At 71.0% G+C, this 22,471-nt stretch carries 18 protein-coding genes; 12 read left to right on the forward strand and 6 right to left on the reverse strand.

The window, feature by feature from the left end; genetic code table 11:
* Nucleotide 1: 1 nt before the first annotated feature.
* On the reverse strand, nt 2–2,608 hold the full coding sequence (locus tag ACFQS1_RS15805) for a glutamate--cysteine ligase (protein ID WP_378968571.1): 2,607 nt from the start codon (nt 2,606–2,608) through the stop codon (nt 2–4).
* A 132-nt stretch (nt 2,609–2,740) separates the two neighbouring features.
* On the opposite strand from ACFQS1_RS15805, the gene ACFQS1_RS15810 reads away from it, so the two are divergent.
* On the forward strand, nt 2,741–3,814 hold the full coding sequence (locus ACFQS1_RS15810; protein WP_378968574.1) for an NAD-dependent epimerase/dehydratase family protein: 1,074 nt from the start codon (nt 2,741–2,743) through the stop codon (nt 3,812–3,814).
* An 83-nt stretch (nt 3,815–3,897) separates the two neighbouring features.
* Here ACFQS1_RS15810 and ACFQS1_RS15815 read toward each other — a convergent pair whose 3' ends face one another.
* Nucleotides 3,898–6,495: a glycosyl hydrolase gene (locus tag ACFQS1_RS15815; protein WP_378968576.1), complete on the reverse strand. Its 2,598-nt coding sequence runs from the start codon at nt 6,493–6,495 to the stop codon at nt 3,898–3,900.
* A 244-nt stretch (nt 6,496–6,739) separates the two neighbouring features.
* On the opposite strand from ACFQS1_RS15815, the gene ACFQS1_RS15820 reads away from it, so the two are divergent.
* The 3 genes from ACFQS1_RS15820 to ACFQS1_RS15830 are packed head-to-tail and all read left to right on the forward strand — an operon-like array spanning nt 6,740 to nt 9,233.
* Nucleotides 6,740–7,921, forward strand: coding sequence for a thiolase family protein (locus tag ACFQS1_RS15820; RefSeq protein ID WP_378968578.1), 1,182 nt, complete (start codon nt 6,740–6,742; stop codon nt 7,919–7,921).
* Entirely contained in the window at nt 7,918–8,577 is a 660-nt protein-coding gene (locus tag ACFQS1_RS15825; protein ID WP_378968580.1) for a 3-oxoacid CoA-transferase subunit A, read from the forward strand. Before ACFQS1_RS15820 ends, ACFQS1_RS15825 begins: the two co-directional genes overlap by 4 nt.
* Nucleotides 8,574–9,233 (forward strand): 3-oxoacid CoA-transferase subunit B, encoded by a 660-nt coding sequence (locus ACFQS1_RS15830; RefSeq protein WP_378968583.1) that lies wholly within the window; start codon nt 8,574–8,576, stop codon nt 9,231–9,233. The genes ACFQS1_RS15825 and ACFQS1_RS15830 overlap by 4 nt, the downstream gene beginning before the upstream one ends.
* Here the strand turns inward: ACFQS1_RS15830 and ACFQS1_RS15835 are convergent.
* A complete protein-coding gene (locus tag ACFQS1_RS15835; protein ID WP_378968585.1) occupies nt 9,193–9,546 on the reverse strand; it encodes a sigma-70 family RNA polymerase sigma factor family protein in 354 nt (117 codons plus the stop codon). The genes ACFQS1_RS15830 and ACFQS1_RS15835 overlap by 41 nt on opposite strands.
* Complete coding sequence (sigJ, locus tag ACFQS1_RS15840; RefSeq protein ID WP_378968587.1) at nt 9,536–10,423, reverse strand: RNA polymerase sigma factor SigJ; 888 nt, start codon at nt 10,421–10,423, stop codon at nt 9,536–9,538. Before sigJ ends, ACFQS1_RS15835 begins: the two co-directional genes overlap by 11 nt.
* Before the next feature lie 150 nt (nt 10,424–10,573).
* On the opposite strand from sigJ, the gene ACFQS1_RS15845 reads away from it, so the two are divergent.
* From ACFQS1_RS15845 to ACFQS1_RS15855, 3 genes are all read left to right on the forward strand, one after another.
* Nucleotides 10,574–11,398 (forward strand): alpha/beta fold hydrolase, encoded by an 825-nt coding sequence (locus tag ACFQS1_RS15845; protein ID WP_378968589.1) that lies wholly within the window; start codon nt 10,574–10,576, stop codon nt 11,396–11,398.
* Between the two features lie 75 nt (nt 11,399–11,473).
* Complete coding sequence (locus ACFQS1_RS15850; protein WP_378968591.1) at nt 11,474–12,877, forward strand: hypothetical protein; 1,404 nt, start codon at nt 11,474–11,476, stop codon at nt 12,875–12,877.
* Between the two features lie 120 nt (nt 12,878–12,997).
* On the forward strand, nt 12,998–13,402 hold the full coding sequence (locus ACFQS1_RS15855) for an STAS domain-containing protein (protein ID WP_378968593.1): 405 nt from the start codon (nt 12,998–13,000) through the stop codon (nt 13,400–13,402).
* On the opposite strand, the gene ACFQS1_RS15860 is transcribed toward ACFQS1_RS15855, so the two are convergent.
* A complete protein-coding gene (locus ACFQS1_RS15860) occupies nt 13,350–15,533 on the reverse strand; it encodes an ATP-binding protein (RefSeq protein WP_378968595.1) in 2,184 nt (727 codons plus the stop codon). The two genes, ACFQS1_RS15855 and ACFQS1_RS15860, sit on opposite strands and share 53 nt — an antisense overlap.
* Nucleotides 15,534–15,740: 207 nt before the next feature.
* Nucleotides 15,741–16,157 carry a YchJ family protein gene (locus ACFQS1_RS15865; protein WP_378968597.1) on the reverse strand — a complete coding sequence of 139 codons (417 nt, stop codon included), beginning with the start codon at nt 16,155–16,157 and terminating at the stop codon, nt 15,741–15,743.
* A gap of 147 nt (nt 16,158–16,304) precedes the next feature.
* Between ACFQS1_RS15865 and ACFQS1_RS15870 the strand changes: the two genes are divergently transcribed.
* From ACFQS1_RS15870 to ACFQS1_RS15890, 5 genes are all read left to right on the forward strand, one after another.
* Nucleotides 16,305–17,297 (forward strand): LacI family DNA-binding transcriptional regulator, encoded by a 993-nt coding sequence (locus ACFQS1_RS15870; protein ID WP_378968600.1) that lies wholly within the window; start codon nt 16,305–16,307, stop codon nt 17,295–17,297.
* A 242-nt stretch (nt 17,298–17,539) separates the two neighbouring features.
* Nucleotides 17,540–18,922 (forward strand): ABC transporter substrate-binding protein, encoded by a 1,383-nt coding sequence (locus ACFQS1_RS15875; RefSeq protein WP_378968603.1) that lies wholly within the window; start codon nt 17,540–17,542, stop codon nt 18,920–18,922.
* 67 nt (nt 18,923–18,989) lie between these two features.
* Nucleotides 18,990–19,931 carry a carbohydrate ABC transporter permease gene (locus tag ACFQS1_RS15880; protein ID WP_378968605.1) on the forward strand — a complete coding sequence of 314 codons (942 nt, stop codon included), beginning with the start codon at nt 18,990–18,992 and terminating at the stop codon, nt 19,929–19,931.
* A 1-nt stretch (nt 19,932) separates the two neighbouring features.
* On the forward strand, nt 19,933–20,805 hold the full coding sequence (locus ACFQS1_RS15885) for a carbohydrate ABC transporter permease (protein ID WP_378968607.1): 873 nt from the start codon (nt 19,933–19,935) through the stop codon (nt 20,803–20,805).
* Nucleotides 20,806–20,924: 119 nt separating this feature from the next.
* Nucleotides 20,925–22,454, forward strand: a complete 1,530-nt coding sequence (locus tag ACFQS1_RS15890) for a glycoside hydrolase family 13 protein (RefSeq protein ID WP_378968609.1) — start codon at nt 20,925–20,927, stop codon at nt 22,452–22,454.
* Nucleotides 22,455–22,471: the final 17 nt, after the last annotated feature.

The raw sequence follows: 22,471 nt of genomic DNA on the forward strand, positions 1-22,471 counted from the left end.
CTCAAGACAGCAACCAGGTGTCCTTGGAACCGCCGCCCCGGGAGGAGTTGACGATCATGCTCCCGGCCGGGGCGACCCGGGTCAGCGCGGCCGGCGCCACCACCGACGACGTCTGCCCGGTGAAGACGAAGGCACGCAGGTCCACGTGCCGCGGGGAGAGCTGGTGGCCGTCGAAGACCGGATGCGTGGACAGCCGCACGACCTCCTGCGCCACCCACCGGCGCGGCGCCGCGAGGATCTGCCGGCGCACCGCCGAGAGGTCCTCGGGCGACGCGTGCGGGCCGATCACGATGCGGTCGCCGCCGTACCCGTCGACCGGCTTGCAGACCAGCTCGTCCAGCCGCCGCAGGACCTCCGCGCGCTGCTCGGCGATCCCGCACAGGTAGGTGGGCACGTCCGCCAGCAGCGGCTTCTCACCCAGGTAGTACTCGATCAGCCGCGGCACGTACGCGTAGACGGCCTTGTCGTCGCCGATCCCGTTGCCCAGGGCGTTGGCCAGCGTGACGGTGTCCGCGTGCAGCGCGGCCACCAGGCTCGGCCCGAGCGGCATGCCGTCCGCGCCGGGCGCGTGCATCACGTCGTCCTCGCCCATCCGCAGGTAGATGACGTCGACCGGGGAGCGTTTACCGTCGCGCATCCGGTACACGCGGGTGTCTTCGACGAACAGCTCGGTCGAGCGGACCACCGGCACGCCCATCTCCTCGGCGAGCATCCGGTGCTCGAACCAGGCCGCGTCCTCCGGGCCCTGGCTGAGCACCACCACCCGCGGATCGTCGCCGGCCGCCGGGCGGGCCGCCTCGCGCAGCGCCCGCAGCAGCAGCGACGGGGTCGGCTCGACCGAGAGCAGGCCGTCGGGAATCGGCAGCTCGGGAAGCACACTGACGGTGAGGCGGCGGTTCTGCATCGCGTAGCCGATCCCGGACGGCACCCGGAGGTTGTCCTCGAGCACGCACCAGGCGCCGTCGACGTCGCGCACCAGGTCGACGCCGGCCACCTGGGCGCGCACGCCGTCGTGGCCGACCAGCGCGCCGCTGGGCCGCAGCTCCGGCGATCCGTCGATCACCCACTCGGGGACGACCCCGTCCCGGACGACGGTGCGGTCGCCGTACACGTCACTGACGAACCGGTCCAGGGCCCGGACCCGCTGGATCAGCCCCGCGCCCAGCCGCCCCCAGTCCTCGGCGGGCACGATGCGCGGCACCAGATCGAACGGGAAGAGCCTGGTGGCGGCCTCGCCGGCCACGCTGAACGTAATGCCCCGCGCGCGCTGCTCGTCGTCCCGGGCGTCCTCGCGACGGCGCAGGCCGGCCGATCCGAGGGCGCCCAGGACATTGACAATTCCGGCGTACGCGGGCGCGATGTCCCCGCCGGAAAACGCCTCGTCGCCGCTGCCGGCGTACGGGAAGAGGCCCGCCGGGACGGTGTCGCCCGGGCCGGCCAGCCCGATGCCCGTCGCCCCGCCGCGCGTGTCCTCCACGATCAGGTCGACCACGTCGGAGATGCGCCCGCGCCGCGACACCGCCCGGCGCTGGCGGGACGCCGAGCTGCCGCGGCTGAGCGCCCGCACCGACAGGTCGAAGACCTGCTCCCAGTCGCCCAGCTCGGCCAGTTGCGGCCGCAGGTCGGCGATCAGCCGCTCGACCGCCGCCGCGGCCGGGACCGGCGCCGGCGACCGCGGCAGATCCAGCAGATCGCCCTCCAGGCCCGAGCGCGCGGCCCGCCACATCGCCGCCCGGTGCAGCGGCGGCCGCACGTGGGTGATGGGGTAGCCGGCCCGGTGTTCCTGCCGCGCCCGCAGCACCAGCGCCCGGAACAGGCCGGCCAGCAGCACGACCGTGTCCACGTCCGGGCACGAGTCGGTCACCCGCAGCTCGACCGTCGGCACGTGGGCCGAGGGGCGGACGTCGAAATAGACCATCTTGGGGTCAGTGATCGTGCCCGAGGCGATCAGGTCGGCCACCAGGTCGTCGTGCTCGGCCGCCGACCGCAGCTCGCCCGGGTCGCCCGCGGTCGGCCAGCGCATCCACACCAGCGACCGGACGCTCGCGTAGCCGGAGTCCTCGCCCATCCAGTACGGCGAGCTGGCCGACAGCGCGAGCAGGACCGGCAGCGCCGGCGCGACACGCTGGGTCACCGCGACCGCTTCGTCCCGGTCCGGCACGCCGACGTGCACCTGCGCGCCGCAGATCAGCTGCTCCCGGGCGAGCAGCTGGTAGTCGTCGAGCATCCGCCGGTAGCGCGAGGTCGGCGTCACCGGCAGCGACTCCAGGTCGACCAGCGGCACGGTGCCGGCGGCGACCAGACCCAGGCCGTGCCGCTCGGCCGTCCGGATCGCGTCGCGCCGCAGCCTCACGATGCCGTCGCGCAGCGCGTCCAGCGTCGCGGCCACCGGGGTGTTCGTCTCCACCACCGAGCGGTGCAGCTCCGCCGAGTAGCGGTCGCCGTCCAGGCCGGCCAGGATCTCCGGGGCACGCGGCACCAGCTCGCGGGTGGCCAGGTCGACGACATGCAGCTCTTCCTCGACGCCGAGCGAGAGGTCCAGCGGCTTTGCCGGTTTTTCTTCCGCCACGGTCTTTTCTTCTGCCACGGTGGGGAGGGATTCCGTCATGCGCGACCACCTTCGTCCAGGGATGGCCGCCCTACCCTCGCCATCGCTTGTGCCGAATTCATGTCGTGCCCATTTCGGGCCGGATGCACACACCCTGTAGCCTCGGGCCGTTCCGAATACGCGGAGGTTTTGATGAGCAGTGTGGCCGTCGTCACCGGTTCGGCCGGCCTGATCGGCTCCGAGTCGGTCCGGCACTTCGCCGGCCTCGGCATGGACGTCGTCGGGATCGACAACGACATGCGCGGCTACTTCTTCGGCAAGGACGGGTCCACCAAGTGGAACCTGGACCGCCTGACGAAGGAGGTCGGAGAGCGGTACACGCACCACGACATCGACATCCGCGACCGCGACGCCCTGCTCAAGCTGTTCGCCGCGCTGGGCAGGAACGTGGGCCTGGTCATCCACTGCGCCGCGCAGCCGTCGCACGACTGGGCGGCCCGCGAGCCGTTCACCGACTTCGACGTGAACGCGGTCGGCACGCTCAACATGCTCGAGGCGGTCCGGCAGCACGCGCCCGCCGCGCCGTTCATCTTCACCTCGACCAACAAGGTGTACGGCGACCTGCCGAACTCGCTGCCGCTGATCGAGGGCGAGACCCGATACGAGCTGCCCGAAGACCACAAATGGTACGGCGGCATCGACGAGACGATGTCGATCGACCAGTGCCTGCACTCGGTCTTCGGCGCGTCGAAGGTCGCCGCCGACGTGATGGTCCAGGAGTACGGTCGCTACTTCGACATGCCCACCGCGGTGTTCCGCGGCGGCACACTCACCGGGCCCGGTCACTCGGCCGCCGAGCTGCACGGCTTCCTGGCGTACGTGATGCGCTGCGTGATGGAACAGCGCGTTTACCACATCTACGGCTACAAGGGCAAAATGGTGCGCGACGCCATCCACTCGCACGACCTGGTGTCGGCGTTCGAGGCGTTCCACAAGGCGCCGCGCGTCGCCGAGGTCTACAACATGGGTGGCGGACGCTTCTCGAACTGCAGTCACCTCGAGGCGTTCCAGATCGCGTCGGAGATCACCGGCCTGGAGGCCCGCACCGACTACGTCGAGCAGAACCGGGTCGGCGACCATCAGTGGTGGATCTCCAGCACGTCACGCTTCGAGCAGCACTACCCCGAGTGGAAGCTCACGTACGACGTGCCGGCGATCCTCCGCGAGATGTACGAGGCGAACCAGGACGTCTGGAAGGCATCCTGACTTTCGGCCCCTTTGCTCTGCTCACTCGCAGGAAGCGCGGCTCGGCAGTCCGCGCTTCCCCACAGTGAGCAGAGCAAAGCGCGCTACCGGAGGGCCCAGAGGCCGCGGCCGTGGGTGGCGGCCATCAGCCGGCCGTTGGGGTCGGTCCTGAGCTGGAGCGTCGTGGTGGTCGGCAGACCCTTGCCGAGCACCTGCCACTTCGTGCTGTGCGCCGGGCGATAGAAGACGCCGGTGTCGGTGCCGAGCGCGATCGCGCCGCCGTGCAGCAGCTTGACCGAGTTGGCCGGGACGTCCGGCAGGTTGCCGGAAATATCCGTCCAATGCTCGCCGGCGTCGCGGGACTCGAAGAGGTGGCCGACGCCCGCGCCCGGACCCTCGGTCCACTTCCGGGAGAAGCCGTTGATCGCGACCAGCACGTGCCGCGGGTCGGCCCGGTCGATGTCGAAGCCGGAGACGTACCGGTTCGGCACGTCGCCGTCGACCGGCAGCGTCAGCTGGTGCCAGCCGGTGCCGTCGGTGCGGCCGACCGCGATGCCCCGGGCGAAGCCCTGGTTGTTGCAGGGGCCGCACCAGCCGGCGTACACGTAACCGCCGGACGTCGCCACGGCCGTGGCCACATGGCCCTCGCCCAGGTCGGCGAGGTTGACCCACTGCTCGCCGTCGCGGATCGCATAGCCGGCCGTGTTGAGCCAGACGTGCTGGCCGCCCGACACCCAGGTGCGGCTGTTCGCCGGGTCCTGGTTGATCGGGGCGATGAACCGCGCCGCGCCGGTCTCGGCGTCCGGCGGCGCCACCTCGTAGCTGGTGGCCAGGGCCGGGTCTTCGACCCACGAGCCGTCGTTGACCGCGCAGTTGTTGGTCACCCAGATGTCCAGGTAGACGTACTCCTGGGCGATGTTGCACCCGTTGGCCGGGTCGACGATGGTGTCGCCGCCGTCCCCGCCGAAGTTGGAGCCCATCGTGCGGTCGCCGGGCCGCCGGATCGACTGGCCGTTGTCCTGCAGGCCACCGGAGATCGCGAGGCCGTGCCGGTCCCGGCCGGCGTCCACCGAGTAGTACTGCAGCACGTCGATGGTGCCGTCGTTCAGCGAGGTCCAGTCGGTGGCGTGCCCGTCGGCGTCGGCGTGCCCGCGGACCGGCCGCCGGTACATCCCGCCGTCGTCGCCGACCACCAGGTAGGGCCGGCCGTGGTCGCGGCCGACAGCCACCGAGTGCTGGTCGGGGTGCACGGTCTGATGGCAGTCGCCGGTCTGCTTCGCGGGGTCGATGCTCCAGCAGGGGAAGCCGAAGTTCCAGTACGGCCCGGGCGTGGTCCAGCTGGCCGCGCCGTCGGTCGACTCGAAGACCTCCTCGAGGCCGGCCCAGACGTGGTCGCGATTGCCCGGGTCGACCTGCAGGAACTGGTTGTACCAGGCCTGGATGCCCGGCATGTAGCCCGGATCGGTCAGCGCGGAGCCGGATTCGGCCAGCTCCCGGTAGTCGGCGCCGAGCGTCCACGGCCCGAACGGCGAGCCCGAGCGGGAGGCGTAGATGCCCTGCAGGGCGCTGTCCGGGTTGGTGGCCAGCTGGGTCGGCGACTGCTCGATCGCGTAGTACCGGGACCCGTCGGCCGCCGCCGCGAACGTCACCAGGCCGACGTCGCCCGGGCCCGAGGGGAGGCCGGGCAGCGTCGTCCGCTGCCAGCTCCCGGCATTTTGGACATAGAAGCCGTTGTACGTGTCGCCGCTGCGCCACCCGGCCGCGATGATTACCCGGGTGTGGCCCGACCGGCCGGCCTTGTCGGCCGCGAAGTCGTTGACGATGTTCTTGTACGGCGCGTCGGGATCGGCCGCGCTCGCGCCGCCGGGCAGGAAGTCCGGATTCGGGGCGAACTCGAGCTTCCACGGTCCGTGCAGGTTGCGCAGCGAATGCGTGTACGCGCCATGGTTGGTGGCCGCCCACACCGTGTCCCCGATGAAGCGGAGCTTCCGGATGATCGTGCTCTCCAGCTCGGTGCCGCCGACCCGGTCGCCCGGCCCGAACGTGCCGCCGCGCGGGTGGGCCAGCACGTACACGCCGGTCCCGACGAACGAGGTGGCGCTGGTGTTGGCCTCGCCGGTCGCGTACCAGAGCCGCCCGCGCGGGTCCAGCCGCAGGTCGCCGGTGGACGGTGACGGCAGCCGGTCCGAGATCGGCTGCCAGTGGCCGCCGCCGCGGGCGGAGCGCCACACCCCGCCGTTGGCCGCGCCGGCGTAGACGTACCCGTCGTTGTCGGCGGCCAGCCCGGTGACCCGGCCGGTCACCAGCCCGGCCCCGCCCGAGGAGTTGCTCTCGATGTCCCGATAGCGCGGGTCGTCGGAGTTGTACGGCAGGTTCGTCAGCGGCGTCCAGCGCCCCGGCGAGTGCGGCAGGCTCTGCTGTTGCCGCCAGGCCGCCGAGTAGGCCCCGGGCGCGACGATGCCCGGGGCCGAGCGGGCCTCCGCCCACTGCTCGGCCTGCTCGGCGATCTCGTCCGGGTCCTCGCCCTCGTCCTCTTCGGCCGCCAGCGTGCCGACCTGCGAGGCCCGCTCGGCCGCGAGGTCCTTGAGATGCCGATACGGCATCGGCCGGCCGCCGTTCCCCGGCGCGGACGCCGACGCCGCGACCGGCGAGACAAGCAACGCGATCGCCGTGGCGGCCACGGCGACGAGACGAGGCCCCATTGCCCCTCCTTCGCTACGGTGCGCTACGGTCCGATGACCGCTCGCGCCCGCGCATCCTCGTCACCACCCACCACGATGGACAAGAGCCGAAGGGGAACCGTAGGGAAAACCCTGCACGTAGATCGGTACAAATCGCTGCGTACCGCCGGGGTGCGGCCCTCGTTCGGCGATCCGCCGATACCTACAATCTGTAGGCGTTGGCGATCTGTTTGATCATCGGGGCGCGGGTCGTAGGTTGGGAGTCGTGAACTCCGCCTTTCTCTACGCCGCCGTCCGCACGCCGTTCGGCCGGTTCGGGGGCGCCCTCGCCGAAGTGCGTCCCGACGACCTGGCCGCGATCGCCATCCGGGGAGCGCTCGGCAAGACGCCGGGGCTGGATCCGGCGGCGATCGGCGACGTGGTGTGGGGGTGCGCCAACCAGGCCGGCGAGGACAACCGGAACGTCGGGCGCATGGCCGTGCTGCTGGCGGGGCTGCCGGTGGAGGTGCCGGCCACGACGGTGAACCGGCTCTGCGGCTCTTCGCTCGACGCGGCGATGATCGGGTCGCGGGCGATCGAGACCGGCGACGCCGAGGTGGTGCTGACCGGCGGCGTCGAGTCGATGACGCGGGCGCCGTGGGTGCTGCCGAAGCCGTCGCGCGCCTTCCCGGCCGGAAATGTCACGGCGGTGTCGACCACGCTGGGCTGGCGGCTGGTCAACGAGAACATGCCGAAGGAGTGGACGGTCTCGCTGGGCGAGGCCAACGAGCTGCTCGGCGAGAAGTTCGGGATCTCCCGGGAGCGGCAGGACGAGTTCGCGGCCCGCTCGCACAACCTGGCCGACGCGGCCTGGACGGCCGGCTTCTACGACCCGCTGGTGGTGCCGGTGCCGGGCGTCGACCTGGCCCGGGACGAGGGGATCCGGCCGGGGTCCACGCCGGCGAAGCTGGCCGGGCTGAAGCCGTCGTTCCGCCCGACCGGCACGATCACGGCGGGCAACGCCTCGCCGCTGAACGACGGCGCGTCCGCGGTGCTGCTCGGCTCGGCGGACGCCGCGCAGCGGATCGGCAGCGCGCCGGTCGCGCGGATCGCCGGGCGCGGGGTGTCGGCAGTCAAGCCGCCGATGTTCGGGTACGCGCCGGTCGAGGCGGCCGACCGGGCGCTGAAGCGGGCCGGCATCACCTGGGCCGAGGTCGCCGCGGTCGAGCTGAACGAGGCGTTCGCGGTGCAGTCGGTCGCCTGCGTGGACGCCTGGGGCATCGACCCGGCGATCGTCAACGCCAAGGGCGGCGCGATCGCGATCGGGCATCCGCTGGGCGCGTCGGGCGGCCGGATCCTCGGCACGCTCGCGGAGCGGCTGCGTGCTTCGGGCGAGCGGTGGGGAGTCGCGGCGATCTGCATCGGCGTGGGCCAGGCGCTGGCCGTGGTGCTGGAGAACGTGGCATGACCGCGCGGATCTGCGAGACCGCGGCCGAGGCGGTCGCCGGGGTCGAGGACGGGTCGACCGTGCTGGTCGGCGGCTTCGGGATGGCCGGCATGCCGGTGCGGCTCGTGGACGCGCTGATCGAGCAGGGCGCGAAGGATCTCACCGTGGTCTCCAACAACGCCGGCAACGGGGACACCGGCCTCGCGGCGCTGCTGGCCAAGGGACGCGTCCGCAAGGTGATCTGCTCGTTCCCGCGGCAGACCGACTCGTGGGTCTTCGACGGGCTCTACCGGGCCGGCAAGATCGAGCTCGAGGTGGTGCCGCAGGGCAACCTGGCCGAGCGGATGCGCGCGGCGGGCGCGGGCATCGGGGCGTTCTTCTCGCCGACCGGCGTGGGCACCCCGCTGACCGAGGGCAAGGAGACCCGCGAGATCGACGGGCGCACCTACGTCCTGGAGTATCCGATCCGCGGGGACGTGGCGCTGATCGGGGCGTACCGCTCGGACCGGATGGGCAACCTCGTCTACCGCAAGACCGCGCGGAACTTCGGGCCGGTGATGGCGACCGCGGCCGGGCTCGTGGTGGCCCAGGTGAGCGAGATCGTCGAGACCGGCGCGCTCGACCCGGAGGCGGTCGTGACTCCCAGCATCTACGTGGACCGGGTGGTACGGGCATGAGCCTCGACAAGAATCAAATCGCGGCGCGGATCGCCCGGGACATTCCGCGCGGCGCGTACGTGAACCTCGGGATCGGCCAGCCGACGCTGGTGGCCGACCACCTGCCGGCCGACTCGGGCGTGGTGCTGCACACCGAGAACGGCATGCTCAACATGGGTCCGGCCGCCACCGGCGACGACATCGACCCCGACCTGATCAACGCGGGGAAGATCCCGGTGACCGAGCTGCCGGGTTCGGCGTACTTCCACCACGCCGACTCGTTCGCGATGATGCGCGGCGGCCACCTCGACGTGTGCGTGCTCGGGGCGTTCCAGGTCTCGGCGCGGGGCGACCTGGCCAACTGGCACACGGGCGCGCCCGACGCCATCCCGGCCGTGGGCGGGGCGATGGATCTCGCGATCGGCGCCCGGCGCATCTTCGTGATGATGACGCTGTTCGCCAAGGACGGCACGCCGAAGCTGGTCCCGGAGTGCACCTACCCGCTGACCGGCGTGGGCTGCGTGAACCGGATCTACACCGACCTGGCGACCTTCCTGATCAACCCGGACGCGGTGGTGGTGCGGGAGACGTTCGGCATCTCGTTCGCAGAGCTCGCCGAGCGGCTCGACGTGCCGATCACGGCTGCCATGACCGCAGCTTCTCCGGGTTCACGATGATCCAGAGGGCGATGACGCCCGCGCTGGACGTGTCGAGCGCGGTCACCGCGAGCGCCTGCCCGGTGCGGCGCAGCGCCAGCCCGGCCCGGCCGTTGACCGCCTCGGTGGTCAGCTCGGTGCCGGGCCGCCCGCCCAGCAGCGCCATCGCGAGGCTGGCCACGTCGTCGGCGCCGCGGATCGGGCCCAGCGCCGGGAGCGTCCCGCCGCTGTCGCAGACGGCGGAGGCGTCGGGATCGAGGATGGCGCGCAGGCCCTCGGTGTCACCGACACGGCAGGCCTCCGCGAACCTGCGTACGAGATCGTCATGCGGCACGTGACGATATTGCCCCAATCTTGTCGGGGTTGAACATCCACAGAACGTGGTCGATCCCCCCGGCCGAAGCGCCGATCGTGAACACGCATCGCACGGCCCCGCCGTGGTGGACGACGACGGACGTCTGCCCGTTGACGCTCACGAACCGCAGGTCGACGTCCGCCCAGAACCAGGTGGAGATCGCGGCCAGGAACTTCGTCACCCGCTCGGTCCCGACGATCGGCGTGCGCGCGACGCGGACCCGCCCGTTGCCGTCGGAGAAGCTGGTCACCCCGGTCGCGAACAACTGCTCGAGCGCGGACACCTGGCCGGTGCGGGCCGCCGCGATGAAGGCGTCCAGCAATTCGCGCTGGGCGTCCGCCGCCACCGGAGCGTGCCGCTCCTCGGTGACGTGCCGGCGGGCGCGGGAGACCAATTGCCGCACCGCGGGCTCGGTGGAATTCAAGATCTGGGCGATTTGATCGTACGGGTAATCGAAGGCCTCCCGGAGCACGTAGGCCGCCCGCTCGTTCGCGCTGAGCTTCTCCATCAGCATCAGCGTGGCGAACTCGAGCGCCTCCCCGCGCTCGGCGCCCAGGTACGGGTCGGCGCTGGTGTCCACCGGCTCGGGCAGCCACGGCCCGACGTACGACTCGCGCCGCACCCGCGCCGACCGCAGCGCGTTGATCGCCATCCGGGTCGTCGCGGTGGCCAGGAACGCGCCCGGATTGACCACCACCGACCGGTCCGTCGTCTGCCACCGCACCCAGACCTCCTGCAGCAGGTCCTCGGCCTCGGCGGCGCTGCTCAACATGCGGTAGGCGATCCCGAACAGGCGCGGTCGCACGCTCGTGAAGATCGCTACGGCATCGTCCAGATCCCCCTGGCTCGTTGTCACCCGTCACTCCTGTTCGGTCGATCACGGGCCCACGGCGTCATTCTGCTGGGAATCCAGCTTGGCACGGGAATTCGTGGGTGACGTCACATCCACGTACGGTCGCCGGTCCTGCTTCTCGAACGACCATCTCACCGAGAAGGAGCCACACCCATGTCCCGATCCTTCAAGCGCCGCCTGACCGTGGGCGCGCTCGCCGCCGTCCTGCTCACCGCCTTCGCCGCCGTCCGGATGCCGGCCTTCGCCTCCGGTTCGCACGGCGCGAAACCCACCGTCGTGCTGGTGCACGGCGCCTGGGCCGACTCCTCCGGCTGGAACGGCGTGGTGCGAAGGCTGCAGGACGACGGCTACCCGGTGGCCGCCATCCCCAACGAGCTGCGCTCGCTCTCCGGCGACGCAGCCAACGTCCGCGCCTACCTGCAGACCATCCCCGGCCCGATAGTCCTGGTTGGACACTCGTACGGCGGCGCGGTCATCACCAACGCCGCGACCGGCCTGCACAACGTCCGGGCCCTGGTCTACATCGACGCGTTCGCCCCCGACCAGGGCGAGGACGCCACCACGCTGGCCGGCCCCGACTCCGCGCTCTCCGTGCCCGACCCCACCACCGTCTTCACGCTGATCCCGCCGACCCTGCCGCCCACGCCGGCGACCGATCTCTACCTGAAGACCCCGACGTTCCTGACCTCGTTCGCCAACGGCCTCCCGGCCCGCGACGCGCGCATCCTGGCCGCCACCCAGCGCCCGGCCACCATCGGCGCCCTGGGCGAGCCGTCCGGCGTCCCGGCCTGGAAGACCATCCGCTCCTGGTACCTGATCGGCACCAAGGACCTGATCATCCCGCCCTCGGTCGAGCGCACGATGGCCCGGCGCGCGGGCTCCGACATCTCCTACTTCAATGCCGGCCACCTCGGCCTGATCTCCGACCCCAAGGCGGTGACCCGGGTCGTCGAGAAGGCCGCGAAGGCAACCGCCTGACCGTCCTATCCGCTCGATGCGATGCGCGTGTATCGTCCGTGCGCCATGATCGACGGCGCGGGAAACGGGGACGCCATGCCTGAGGACGAGAACGGGTCCGTTCCGGAGTCACCGGAGTTTCCGCCTCTGCCGGCACCGGCAGAGGCGGAGCCCGTACCTCGGCGCCGGCGACGCCGGGCGGTCGCGGGCGTCGCCGTACTCGTGCTGATCGGCGCCGTGGCGGCGGTGGCCCTGCCGCGGATCTTCACCGGGCGCGCGGCCGTGTCGGCCGCGCCGCCCTCCGCCCACCCGCTCGCTTCCGCGTCCGCGCCCACCCCCGTTCCCGGCGGTCCGCTCTACCCGCCGCAGCCGACCGCCACCGCCCCGGGGGACCAGGCCGCCTGGGCCCTGCAGTGGCAGGCCGGCGCGGTGGCGGAGGGAAACGAGGCCAAGTGGATGGCCGCGGTCGACCCCGGTCAGCCGAAGCTGCAAGCGCGCTACCGCAACGTCTTCCGGACCCTGCGCGCGCTCGGCAGCACCCAGGTCGAATACACGCCGAGCATCGGCAAGGCGGACCGGAAGGACCCGTCCGCGCTGGTCATTCCGGTCGACATGTACTACTGCTACGGCACGGACACCTGCGGCGGCGGCGGCGTCGATCCGCCGCGCGTCCGGCAGGCGCTGACCATGAAGGAGATCGGCGGCCACTGGCTGATCGTCGGCGTCGCCGCCGATCCGGCTCCGGAGGAGTTCGACCCGGCGCCCTGGGAAGACGGCACGTTGGTGGTGTCGCAAGGCTCGCGGGTCACCGTCGCGGCCGAGCCCAGCGAGACGAAATACCTGGCCCAGGTGCTGCCGCTGGCCGAGAAGGCGGCCGCCACCAACGACCCCTTCGCCGCCACGCTGCACGCCGAGCAGAAACGCTTCCGCGTCTTCCTGGCCGGCGAGAAACAGTGGCACCGGTGGTACGGCGGGGACGACACCAAATGGGTGGTCGGCATGTCGGTGCCGATCAACCAGTACGGCTTCGACGTCGTGCTCCGGGTGCGGTCGTTGCACACCGTCACCGAGACGCAAGTGACGCTGCAGCACGAGTTCGGCCACGTCATCACCCTGTACGGCGCCCAGGGCAGCCGTGCGCGCGACAAGTGGCTGGCCGAAGGCGTCGCCGAGTACATCGGCTGGTCGCCCCGGCCGGCGGCGGGGAGCATGCGCCGGTCCAGCGTGCGCTGGCAGATCGCCCGCAAGCGGCCGGCCACGATGATCCCGAAGGACCCGGGGGCCAACGCCTCGGTGCGGGCCGGCGACGCCTACTACGGGCTGAGCCATTTCGCGGTGGACTGCATGGCGACGGTCTACGGCCGGGACAAGATGTTCCGCTTCGTGCGCGAGGTGCTGGTTCACAGCGAGACCTACGATGTCGCGGCCCACGACGCGTACGGGATCGGGTTCGCCAAGGTGGACAAGACCTGCACCGGCTGGATCCGCTCGCACGCCTGAACCGCGACCGGGCCGCGGCGGAGCGCGTTTCGCCCCGCGAATCGGTCATCTGACCGATTCGCCTGGGGCGGCTCGTTCGCGACGATGCCTTCAGACAAGTTGTCGGAGCTGGGAGCGCGGATGAGTGGGGTGCGACCCTTGCGCGTGGAGTCGGAACCGGCCGGGCCGGGCGCGGTGCGCCTGACGGTGTCGGGAGAGCTCGACATCTACACGGCGGACGATCTGGCGCGGCGGGTGCGCGAGACGCTCGTGCTGGAGCGGCCCAGCATGATCCGGCTCGACCTCAACCGGCTCGACTTCATCGACGTGTCGGGCGTGCGGGTCCTCTACGACCTGCACTTCGACGCGGCCGCGGCGGACTGCGCGCTGACCATCAGCCAGGCGCCGCAGACCACCCGCTGGATCCTCGACGTGCTCGGCCTGGACGAGCTGTTCGTGGTTTCCACCCGCCGCCCCGAGCGGAGGGAGCCGGTCACGCAGCGCCCTGATGCGCGGCCCATGCGGCGATCTGGGCGCGGGACGTGAAGTCGAGCTTGGTGAGGATGTGCTCGACGTGCGTGTTCGCGGTGCGCCGCCCGATCACCAGCCGGTCGGCGATCTGCTGATTGGTCAGGCCCTCGGCCACGAGCGCGGCGACCTCGCGCTCGCGCCGGGTCAGCGGCGCCCAGCCGGCCGCCCCCGATGTGCTGGGCGCCGCGCCGGCCCGCGGTGGCTCGCCGAGCGCGTAGTCGATCCCCGCCTCCGGCTCGAGCCCGAGCCCCTCGGCGTAGGCGGCGTCGAAGCCGTCGTCGCCGGCCGTCGCCCGGGCCTGCTTCTCGACCGCGACCCGGGTGGCGACCAGGTCGGGGGCGCCGAGTTGCGGCTTGCCCACGGCCTCCCACATCCGGTGGGCGACGCCGAGCAGGCGGGCCGCCCGCAGGGCGTCGCCCAGCGCGGCGGCCGCGGTGGCCAGCACGTCGATCGCCATGGCGCAGCCCGAGCTGTCGCCGAGCTGCCGCTTGAAGCGCAGCGCGTCCCGGCCGTAGCTGACCGCGGCGACGGGGTCGCCGCGGCCCATCTCGGCGAGCGCGCGCAGGTAGTCGGCGTACGAGCGCATCCACCGCTCGCGGTACCGGCCGGACAGCGTCCGGACCTGTTCGGTGACGGCGATCTCGCGGTCGAACTGGCCGGCGAAGGCGAGCGCGATGCCTTGCCCGGCCAACGCCACGAGCAGGCCGGTGCCCGGGTCGCCGCCGGAGCGGTGCAGCCGGGCCGCCTCCTCGGCGATCGCCAGGGCTCGGCCGGTGTCGCCCTCGAAGAGGGCGCAGATGCTCGCGAGGTACCCGAGCCAGCCGGCGATGGCGGTGTCCGCGTGCGGCCGGCATTGTTCGATCCGCTCCGCGACGGTCGGCATGTCGCCCTGCATCGTGGCGACCCACGCGCTCACGAACAACGCCCGGGCCAGCGCCGGACTCACCGGATGCTCGACCGCGAGCATCCGGTCGAGGTAGTGCCGGCCCTCCCGCGCGTGCCCACAGGCGATCCAGAAGAACAACAGCGACCCGGCCAGTTCGAGGCCGGTCGCGTCGGTGAGGTGGAAGTCGAGCGCCGCTCGCAGGTTCGCGTGTTCCCGGCTCAGCCGGCGGTACCAGTCGACCTGGCCGGGGCCGCACCACTCGGCGTCGAACTGCCGGGCGAGCCGCAGGTAGAAGTCGCGGTGCCGGCCGCGGAACAGCTCTTCCTCGCCGGTCGCGCGCAGCAGCTCGAGCCCGTATTCGCGGATGGTGTCCAGCAGCCGGTACCGGCCGCCGTCGCCGAGCAGGATCGACTTGTCGACCAGAGCGGCCAGCACCTCGAGGTCGCCGTCGCACACCTCCCGCACGGCGGCCAGGTCGAAGTCGCCGGCGAAGACCGAGACGCGGGCCCAGAGCAGGCTCTCGGCCGCGGTGCACAGGCCGTGGCTCCAGTCGATCGCGGTGCGCAGCGACTCGTGCCGGCCGGCCACCACGCCGCCGCTGAGCAGCGCGAACCGGTCGGCCATCCGGCCCTCGAGGAGCTCGGCGATCTGCCGTACGGGCAGCGCCCGGGCCCGCACCGCCGCGAGCTCGATGGCGAGCGGGATGCCGTCGAGGCCGCGGCAGAGCCGGGCCACCTCGTCCCGGTTGTCGTCGGTCAGCGCGAAGGTCGGCGAGGCGGCGCGGGCCCGCTCGGTGAACAGGGTGACCGCGGCGCCGGCCGGCGGCAGCGGCAGCAGCGGGAAGACGTGCTCGCCCTGCACCACGAGCGGCTGCCGGCTGGTCACCAGCACCCGCAGGGCCGGCGCCGCGCGCAGCAGCGAGTCGACCAGGCGCGCGCACGACTCGGCGAGGTGCTCGCAGTTGTCCAGCACCAGCAGCAGGTGTTGGTTCGCCAGGTATTCCGCCAGGGTGTCGGCCTGCGGCCGGGTCGACTGGTCGCGCAGCCCGACCGCCAGCGCGACGGCCTCGGCGACCAGATCGGCCTGGGGGAGCGGGGCCAGGTCGGCGAGCCAGACCCCGTCGGGGAAGGCCCGCTGCACCTCGGCGGCGACCCGCAGCACCGTACGCGTCTTGCCGACGCCCGCGACCCCGGTGACGGTGACCAGCCGGGACGCGGTGAGCAGCCGCTTCAGCGCGGCGCGCTCATTGCCCCGGTTCACAAAGCTCGACAATTCCGCCGGTAGGTTTCCGGTCCGGGTCACATCAACCTCGCTCGACGAACGGTCGCCCGAATCCCGCAGCATATGCCGGGCGGTCCGCACCGAGTGACGGGGTCGATCCGAAGGGTTACGCCGAAGCTCCGGCCGGGTCGGACCGAACCGTCGAAGACACTTGCCATGCCGGCCCGGCAACGGCGAACGGGGCGGTCAGATGGTGGCGAGCGAGCCGTCGGCGAGGATCGGGCCCCAGTACACCCACTGGCCGTCGTGGCGGACGAAGCGACTGCGCTCGACCATGTCGCCCGGCTTGCCGTGGTCGCGGTAGTGCGCCCGGAACTCGACCACGCCCTCGGCGTCGAACATGCCGCCGCCGGTGGACTCCAGGATGTCGAGACCCACCCAGCGCAGATGCGGGTCGTTCTCGATCGTGGCCGGCCGGGTGTCGGGGTGCCAGGAGCGCAGCACGTACTCGTCGTCGTCCAGCGCGAACGCCGAGTACCGCGACCGCATCAGCGCCTCGGCGGTGGCCGGCGCGTGCCCCCGGTGCGCGGGGGCGCAGCATTCCGCGTACGGGAAACCGCGGCCGCACGGGCAGGCGGTGATGGTCTTCGTCTTCCGGGCCATGTCCGGATTCTCCCAGCTTCGCGCCGGGGCCGTCCGGTAACGTCCCGGCTCGCTCTTTTGACGTGATCTGCAAGGACAGCCGTCGGGTACGGGTTCCGCTGCAAGTAGAGGTTCGAAATTTGCAAGGAGCTGACGTAGGATTCCGCCGTGACCAAACGTCTGGCCGAGGTGGCCAAGAAGGCCGGCGTCAGCGAGGCCACGGTCAGCCGGGTGCTCAACGGGCGCAGCGGCGTCTCCGAGGCGACCCGCGCGTCCGTGCTCACCGCGCTCGATGTCCTGGGGTACGAGCGGCCCACCAAGCTGCGCGGCGAGCGCGGCCGGCTGGTCGGCCTGGTGCTGCCCGAGCTGCAAAACCCGATCTTCCCGGCGCTGGCCGAGGTGGTGACCGCCTCGCTGGCGCAGCGCGGCTTCACCCCGCTGCTGGCGGCCCGCACGATCGGTGGCGTCCCCGAGCGCGACTACATCGAGATGCTGCTCGACCATCAGGTCTCCGGGGTGGTCTTCGCCGGCGGGTCGTACGCGCTGGCCGGCGCCGAGCACAGCCACTACCGCGCGCTGACCGACCGCCGCATGCCGGTCGTGATGGTCAACGCCGGCGTCGACGACCTGGGCTTCCCGCACATCTCGACCGACGACGCGGTGGCCGTCGAGCAGGCGTACGGCCATCTCAAGTCGCTGGGCCACCAGCGCATCGGCATGGTGATGGGCCCCGAGGACCACGTGCCGTCGCGCCGCAAGCTGGCCGGCCTGGAAAAGATCGCGGCCGGCGACTGGCACGTCGAGCGCACCAACTTCTCGATGGAGAGCGCCCGGCTGGCCGCGGCCCGCCTGATCGAGCGCGGCGTGACCGGCATGATCTGCGCCTCCGACGTGCTCGCGCTCGGCTCGATCCGCGCCGCCCGCCGTCTCGGCCTCGACGTGCCGCGGGACATCTCGGTCGTCGGCTTTGACGACTCCGCGCTGATGACCTGCACCGACCCGCCGCTGACCACGGTGCGGCAGCCCATCGAGATGATGGGCCAGGCGGCCGTGGACCTGCTCGTCAACCAGATCGAGGGCAGCGGGGTGGCCGCCGACGAGTTGCTGTTCGAGCCGGAACTGGTGGTGCGCGGGTCGACCGCGCCGGCCCCGGCGGGCTGACCAGGCAATATTCCTTAACGAAGGGCGGGCCGTCGGCCCGCCCTTCGTCGTTCCCGGGTTTTTACCCGCGCGTCGCGTTTTTTCTTCATGCAGTCGCCTTCTTGCGGCGAGCCGTTTGACTTTGTATCGTCACCTCCACGAAACACGGCGACGAGACCCCCGTCACACCGGGCCTCGCGCAGCGACGACACCGCAGCTCAGCGCAGTTCTCCGATACTTTTCGTTCCCGAAGGGATGGACCGATGTCCGTACCGCAGTACAAGAGGGCCGCGGCGATCGCCCTCGCGGCCGGCCTGGGATTCAGCATCGCGGCGTGTTCCACCAAGGGCAGTGACGACTCGGGCAAGGACGCGGCCGGCAAGACCGTCATCACGGTCGACTGCCAGCCCGACGGCTCCCAGAAGGACCTGCTGGCGAACTGGAACGCGGACGTCGCCGAGTTCGAGAAGCAGAACCCCGACGTCACGATCAAGAGCGTCAGCGTCGGCCAGCAGTGCAACAACCCGCCGGACTTCACGGCCCGCCTCACCGGCGGCACGATGACCGACGTCTTCTACGGGTACATGACCGACCTCCAGCAGGTGCTGGACTCCGGCCAGGCGATGGACATCACCCAGTACGCGACCAAGGACAACATCCCGACCTGGGACAGCATCGACCCGGCGCTCAAGGAGGTCTTCACCGACAACGGCAAGATCTACGCCATCCCGACGAAGAACTACTCGATGGGCCTGCTCTACAACAAGACCCTGTTCACCAAGGCCGGGCTGGACATCGCCAATCCGCCCAAGACCTGGCCCGAGGTCCGCGCCGCGGCCAAGAAGATCTCCGCCCTCGGCGGCGGCATCGCGGGGTACTCGGAATACAGCGCGGGCAACACCGGCGGCTGGCACTTCACCGCCGAGCTGTACTCGCAGGGCGGCCAGATCCTCACCGCCGACAACAAGAAGGCCGACTTCAACAACGCGCAGGGCAAGCAGGTCCTGCAGAACCTCAAGGACATGCGGTACGGCGACAACAGCATGGGCAGCCGCCAGCTCTTGCAGTGGGCCGACCTGCTGACCAACGCCGCCGCCGGCAAGGTCGGCATGTTCGTCGGCGCGCCCGACGCCACCACCGCGATCGTCCAGCAGTTCCAGGGCAAGTACGACGAGTGGGCGATGGCCCCGATGCCCGGCCAGGACGGCGCGGCCAAGGGCACGCTGGGCGGCGGCGAGGGCTACTTCTTCCGCAAGGACCTCACCCCCGAGCAGGTCAAGGCCGGTCTCAAGTGGATCGCCTTCGAGAAGCTGACCCCGGGCAAGGGCCAGTTCGACTACGCCCGGGCCAAGCCGCAGAACCAGCCGGTGGGCCTGCCCCAGCCGCTGCTGTTCGCCAACGGCAGCGACGCGCAGAAGCAGGAGCTCGACGCCCGCAAGGCCAACCAGAACGTGCCGAGCGAGAACTTCGCGCTCTTCGAGGCCACTCCGGTGCCGATCAAGGGTGAGCCGGCCAACGCCCAGGCGATCTACGCGGTGCTCGACAGCGCGATGTCCGGGGTGCTGACCAACCCCAACGCCAGCGTCGACGAGCTGCTGAAGACGGCCGAGACCAAGACCAACCAGCTCCTGGCCTCGAACGGCTGATCGGATGAGATGCGGGGGCGCGAGCCCCCCCACCCCCTTGCGGAAAGCGGGAGTTCCCTTGGCGACGATGATCAGCGCCCCGGAGACCGGCCGGCGGCCGCGGGTCTACGCGGGACCGAAGACCGCGCGGACGCGCCGCGGCCGCAGGCTGCGGGACAACCTGACCGGCTACGCGTTCCTGATCGGGGCGATCTTCTGCTTCGCCCTGTTCCAATGGTTCCCGATGATCCGCGGCATCGTGATGAGCTTCCAGCACACCAGGCGCGGCGAGACCACCTGGGTGGGCTTCGACAACTTCGTGCGGATCGTACAGGACCCGAGCTTCTGGACCGCCTGGAAGAACACGTTCTATTTCACGTTCCTCGCGCTCATCCTCGGCTACGCCGTCCCGTTCGTGGTGGCGATCCTGCTCAACGAGCTCCGGCACGGCAAGGGCTACCTGCGCATCCTGGTGTACCTGCCGGTGATGCTGCCGCCGGCCTCGGCGCTGTTCCTGTTCAAGTACTACGCGTACGACCCGAGCGACGCCGGCCTGTTCAACGCGATCCTCAAGTTCCTCCACCTGCCCACGTCGGAGTGGATGCAGTCGCCGACCGCCACCATGCCGGCCATGGTGATCGCGTCGACCTGGATGAACATGGGCGCCGCGGTGCTGATCTACCTGGCCGCCCTGCAGAACATCCCGGGCGAGCTGTACGAGGCGGCCGAGCTGGACGGCGCCGGCCTGCTGCGCCGGATCTGGAACGTGACGATCCCGCAGACCCGGCTGATCCTCGCGTTGCTGGCGATGCTGCAGATCGTTGCCACCATGCAGGTCTTCATCGAGCCGCTGATCCTGGCCAACGGGGCCGGCACCCAGGACTCGGCGACCTCGGTGGCGTACCTCATCTACCAGCACGGCTTCTTCCAGAACGACCTGAACGGCGCGGCGGCGCTCGGCGTGATCATGCTGCTGGTGCTGGCCGCCTTCTCCGCCGTGTACGTGCGGCTGACCACGAAGCAGGACTGAGATGTCACGGACCCTCATCTCGCAGGCCCAGCTCCGGCGCGGGCGAGGCAAGTTCCTCTACTGGACGATTCTCGTCGCCGTCATCGTCGTCTTCACCCTGGCCTTCATCGGGCCGCTGTACTGGATGGTCACCGGCGCGCTCAAGAGCGGCCAGGAGATCGCGCAGACCCCACCCACGCTGTGGCCCGAGGACCCGCAGACGGCGAATTACGCGAACGCGTGGAACAACCTCAACCTCGCGAAGCTGATGTTCAACACGTTCTACTACGCGATCGGCGCGGTCTTCTTCCAGCTGGTGTTCGACACCGCGGCGGCGTACGCGCTCTCCAAGCTCCGCCCGATCTTCGGCAACGTCGTCCTCGCGCTGATGCTGGCGACGCTGATGATCCCGGCGATGGTGGTGATCGTCCCGCAGTACGTGACCGCGATCGACCTGCCGTTCGTGCACGCGAGCCTGCTCGACTCGCCCTGGGCGATCTGGCTGCCGCTGGTCGCCAACGCGTTCAACATCTTCCTGCTGAAGCGGTTCTTCGACTCGATCCCCGAGGATCTGATCGCCGCGGCCATGGTGGACGGCGCGTCCCCGCTGCGCACGCTGTGGTCGGTGATCCTGCCGATGTCGCGGCCGATCCTCGGGGTGGTCTCGATCTTCGCGGTCACCTACGTCTGGAAAGACTTCCTCTGGCCGAAGCTGGTCATGCCGTCGCCGGAGACGCGCACGCTCAGCGTCGGCATCTACGCCTTCTCCGGCGGCACCCCGATGAACGTGGTCGTCGCCGCCTCGGTCATCGCCGCGATCCCGACCGTGATCATCTTCCTGATCTTCCAGCGCAACATCATGTCGGGCCTCACCGCCGGCAGCCTCAAGGGCTGACGCGCACATCCGCACATCTCTGGTCCGGCGACCCCGGGCTTGGTCGACCATGCAGAAAGTTGGTGCCTGTGTCCACAACAGACAGTAGTCCGTGGTGGAAGAGCGCGGTTATCTACCAGGTGTACCCGCGCAGCTTCGCCGACGCGGACGGCGACGGCGTCGGGGACATCGACGGCATCCGCGCCCGCCTGGGGCACCTGCGCGACCTCGGCATCGACGCGATCTGGATGAGCCCCTGGTACCCGTCGCCGATGGCCGACGCCGGCTACGACGTGGCCGACTTCCGCGACATCGACCCGGCCTTCGGCTCGCTCGCCAAGGCCGAGGCGCTGATCGAGGAGGCGCACGCGGCCGGCATCCGGATGATCGTCGACATCGTCCCGAACCACATCAGCAGCGCGCACCCGTGGTTCCGGGCGGCCCTGGCCGACCCGGCCGCACCCGAACGCGACTACTTCTGGTTCCGCCCGGGCCGCGGCGAGAACGGCGACGAGATGCCGACGGACTGGCGAGGGGAGTTCGGCGGCACCACCTGGACCCGTACGCCGGATGGCCTTTGGTATTTGCATTTGTTCACGCCCGAGCAACCGGACCTCAATTGGGATCACCCCGACGTCCGCGCCGAGTTCGAGAGCATTCTGCGCTTCTGGTTCGACCGCGGGGTGGACGGGATTCGCATCGATTCCGCGGCGCTGCTCTTCAAGGACCGCTCGCTGCCGCCGGTCGTCGAGGGGCAGCCGCATCCGTTCCACGACCTGGACGAGGTGCACGACGTCTACCGGGCCTGGCGACGGGTCGCCGACTCGTACCCGGGAGATCGGGCCCTGATCGGCGAGGTCTGGATGCCCGAGGTCGAGCGGTTCGCCAACTATCTGCGGCCGGACGAGCTGCATCAGGCCTTCAACTTCCTCTTCCTCGGCTGCGCCTGGGACGCCGCCCTGATGCGGGAGTGCATCGACGTCACCGTCGGGGCGCACGCCGCGATCGGCGCCCCGGCCACCTGGGTGCTCTCCAACCACGACGTCACCCGGCACGTCACCCGGTACGGCCGCGCCGACACCACGTTCAGCTTCGACAACAACCTCGACGGCACCCCGGTCGACCTCGAGCTCGGCACCCGCCGCGCCCGGGCCGCGGCGCTGCTGTCCCTGTCGCTGCCCGGGGCCACCTACATCTACCAGGGCGAGGAGCTCGGCCTCTGGGAGAACGAGAACATCCCGCCCGATCAGTACCAGGACCCGATGTGGGAGCGGCGGGGGCACAGCCGGGACGGCTGCCGGGTGCCGCTGCCGTGGAGCGGCGACGAGCCCCCGTTCGGCTTCAGCACCGGAAAACCGTGGCTGCCCCAGCCCGCCGAGTGGAAGGACCGCACCGTCCAGGCGCAGACCGGCGACCCCAGCTCGATGCTCGAGCTGTACCGGGAGGCGATCCGGCGGCGCCCCGGTCCTCGCCACCCCGAGATGACCTGGCTCGACCTGCATCCCCAGGTCTTGGCCTTCACCCGCGGCGCGGACTTCGCCTGCGTCGTCAACATGTCCGGCGGCCCCGTCCCGCTGCCGGACCACGAGACCTGCCTGCTCGCCAGCGGCCCGCTCGACGGTGACCGCCTCCCCCCGGACACCGCCGTCTGGCTGCGCATGAAGGGCTAACAGGAGGAAAGCACCTT

The sequence above is a fragment of the Paractinoplanes rhizophilus genome (genome assembly GCF_042664765.1).
GTDB lineage: Bacteria > Actinomycetota > Actinomycetes > Mycobacteriales > Micromonosporaceae > Actinoplanes > Actinoplanes rhizophilus.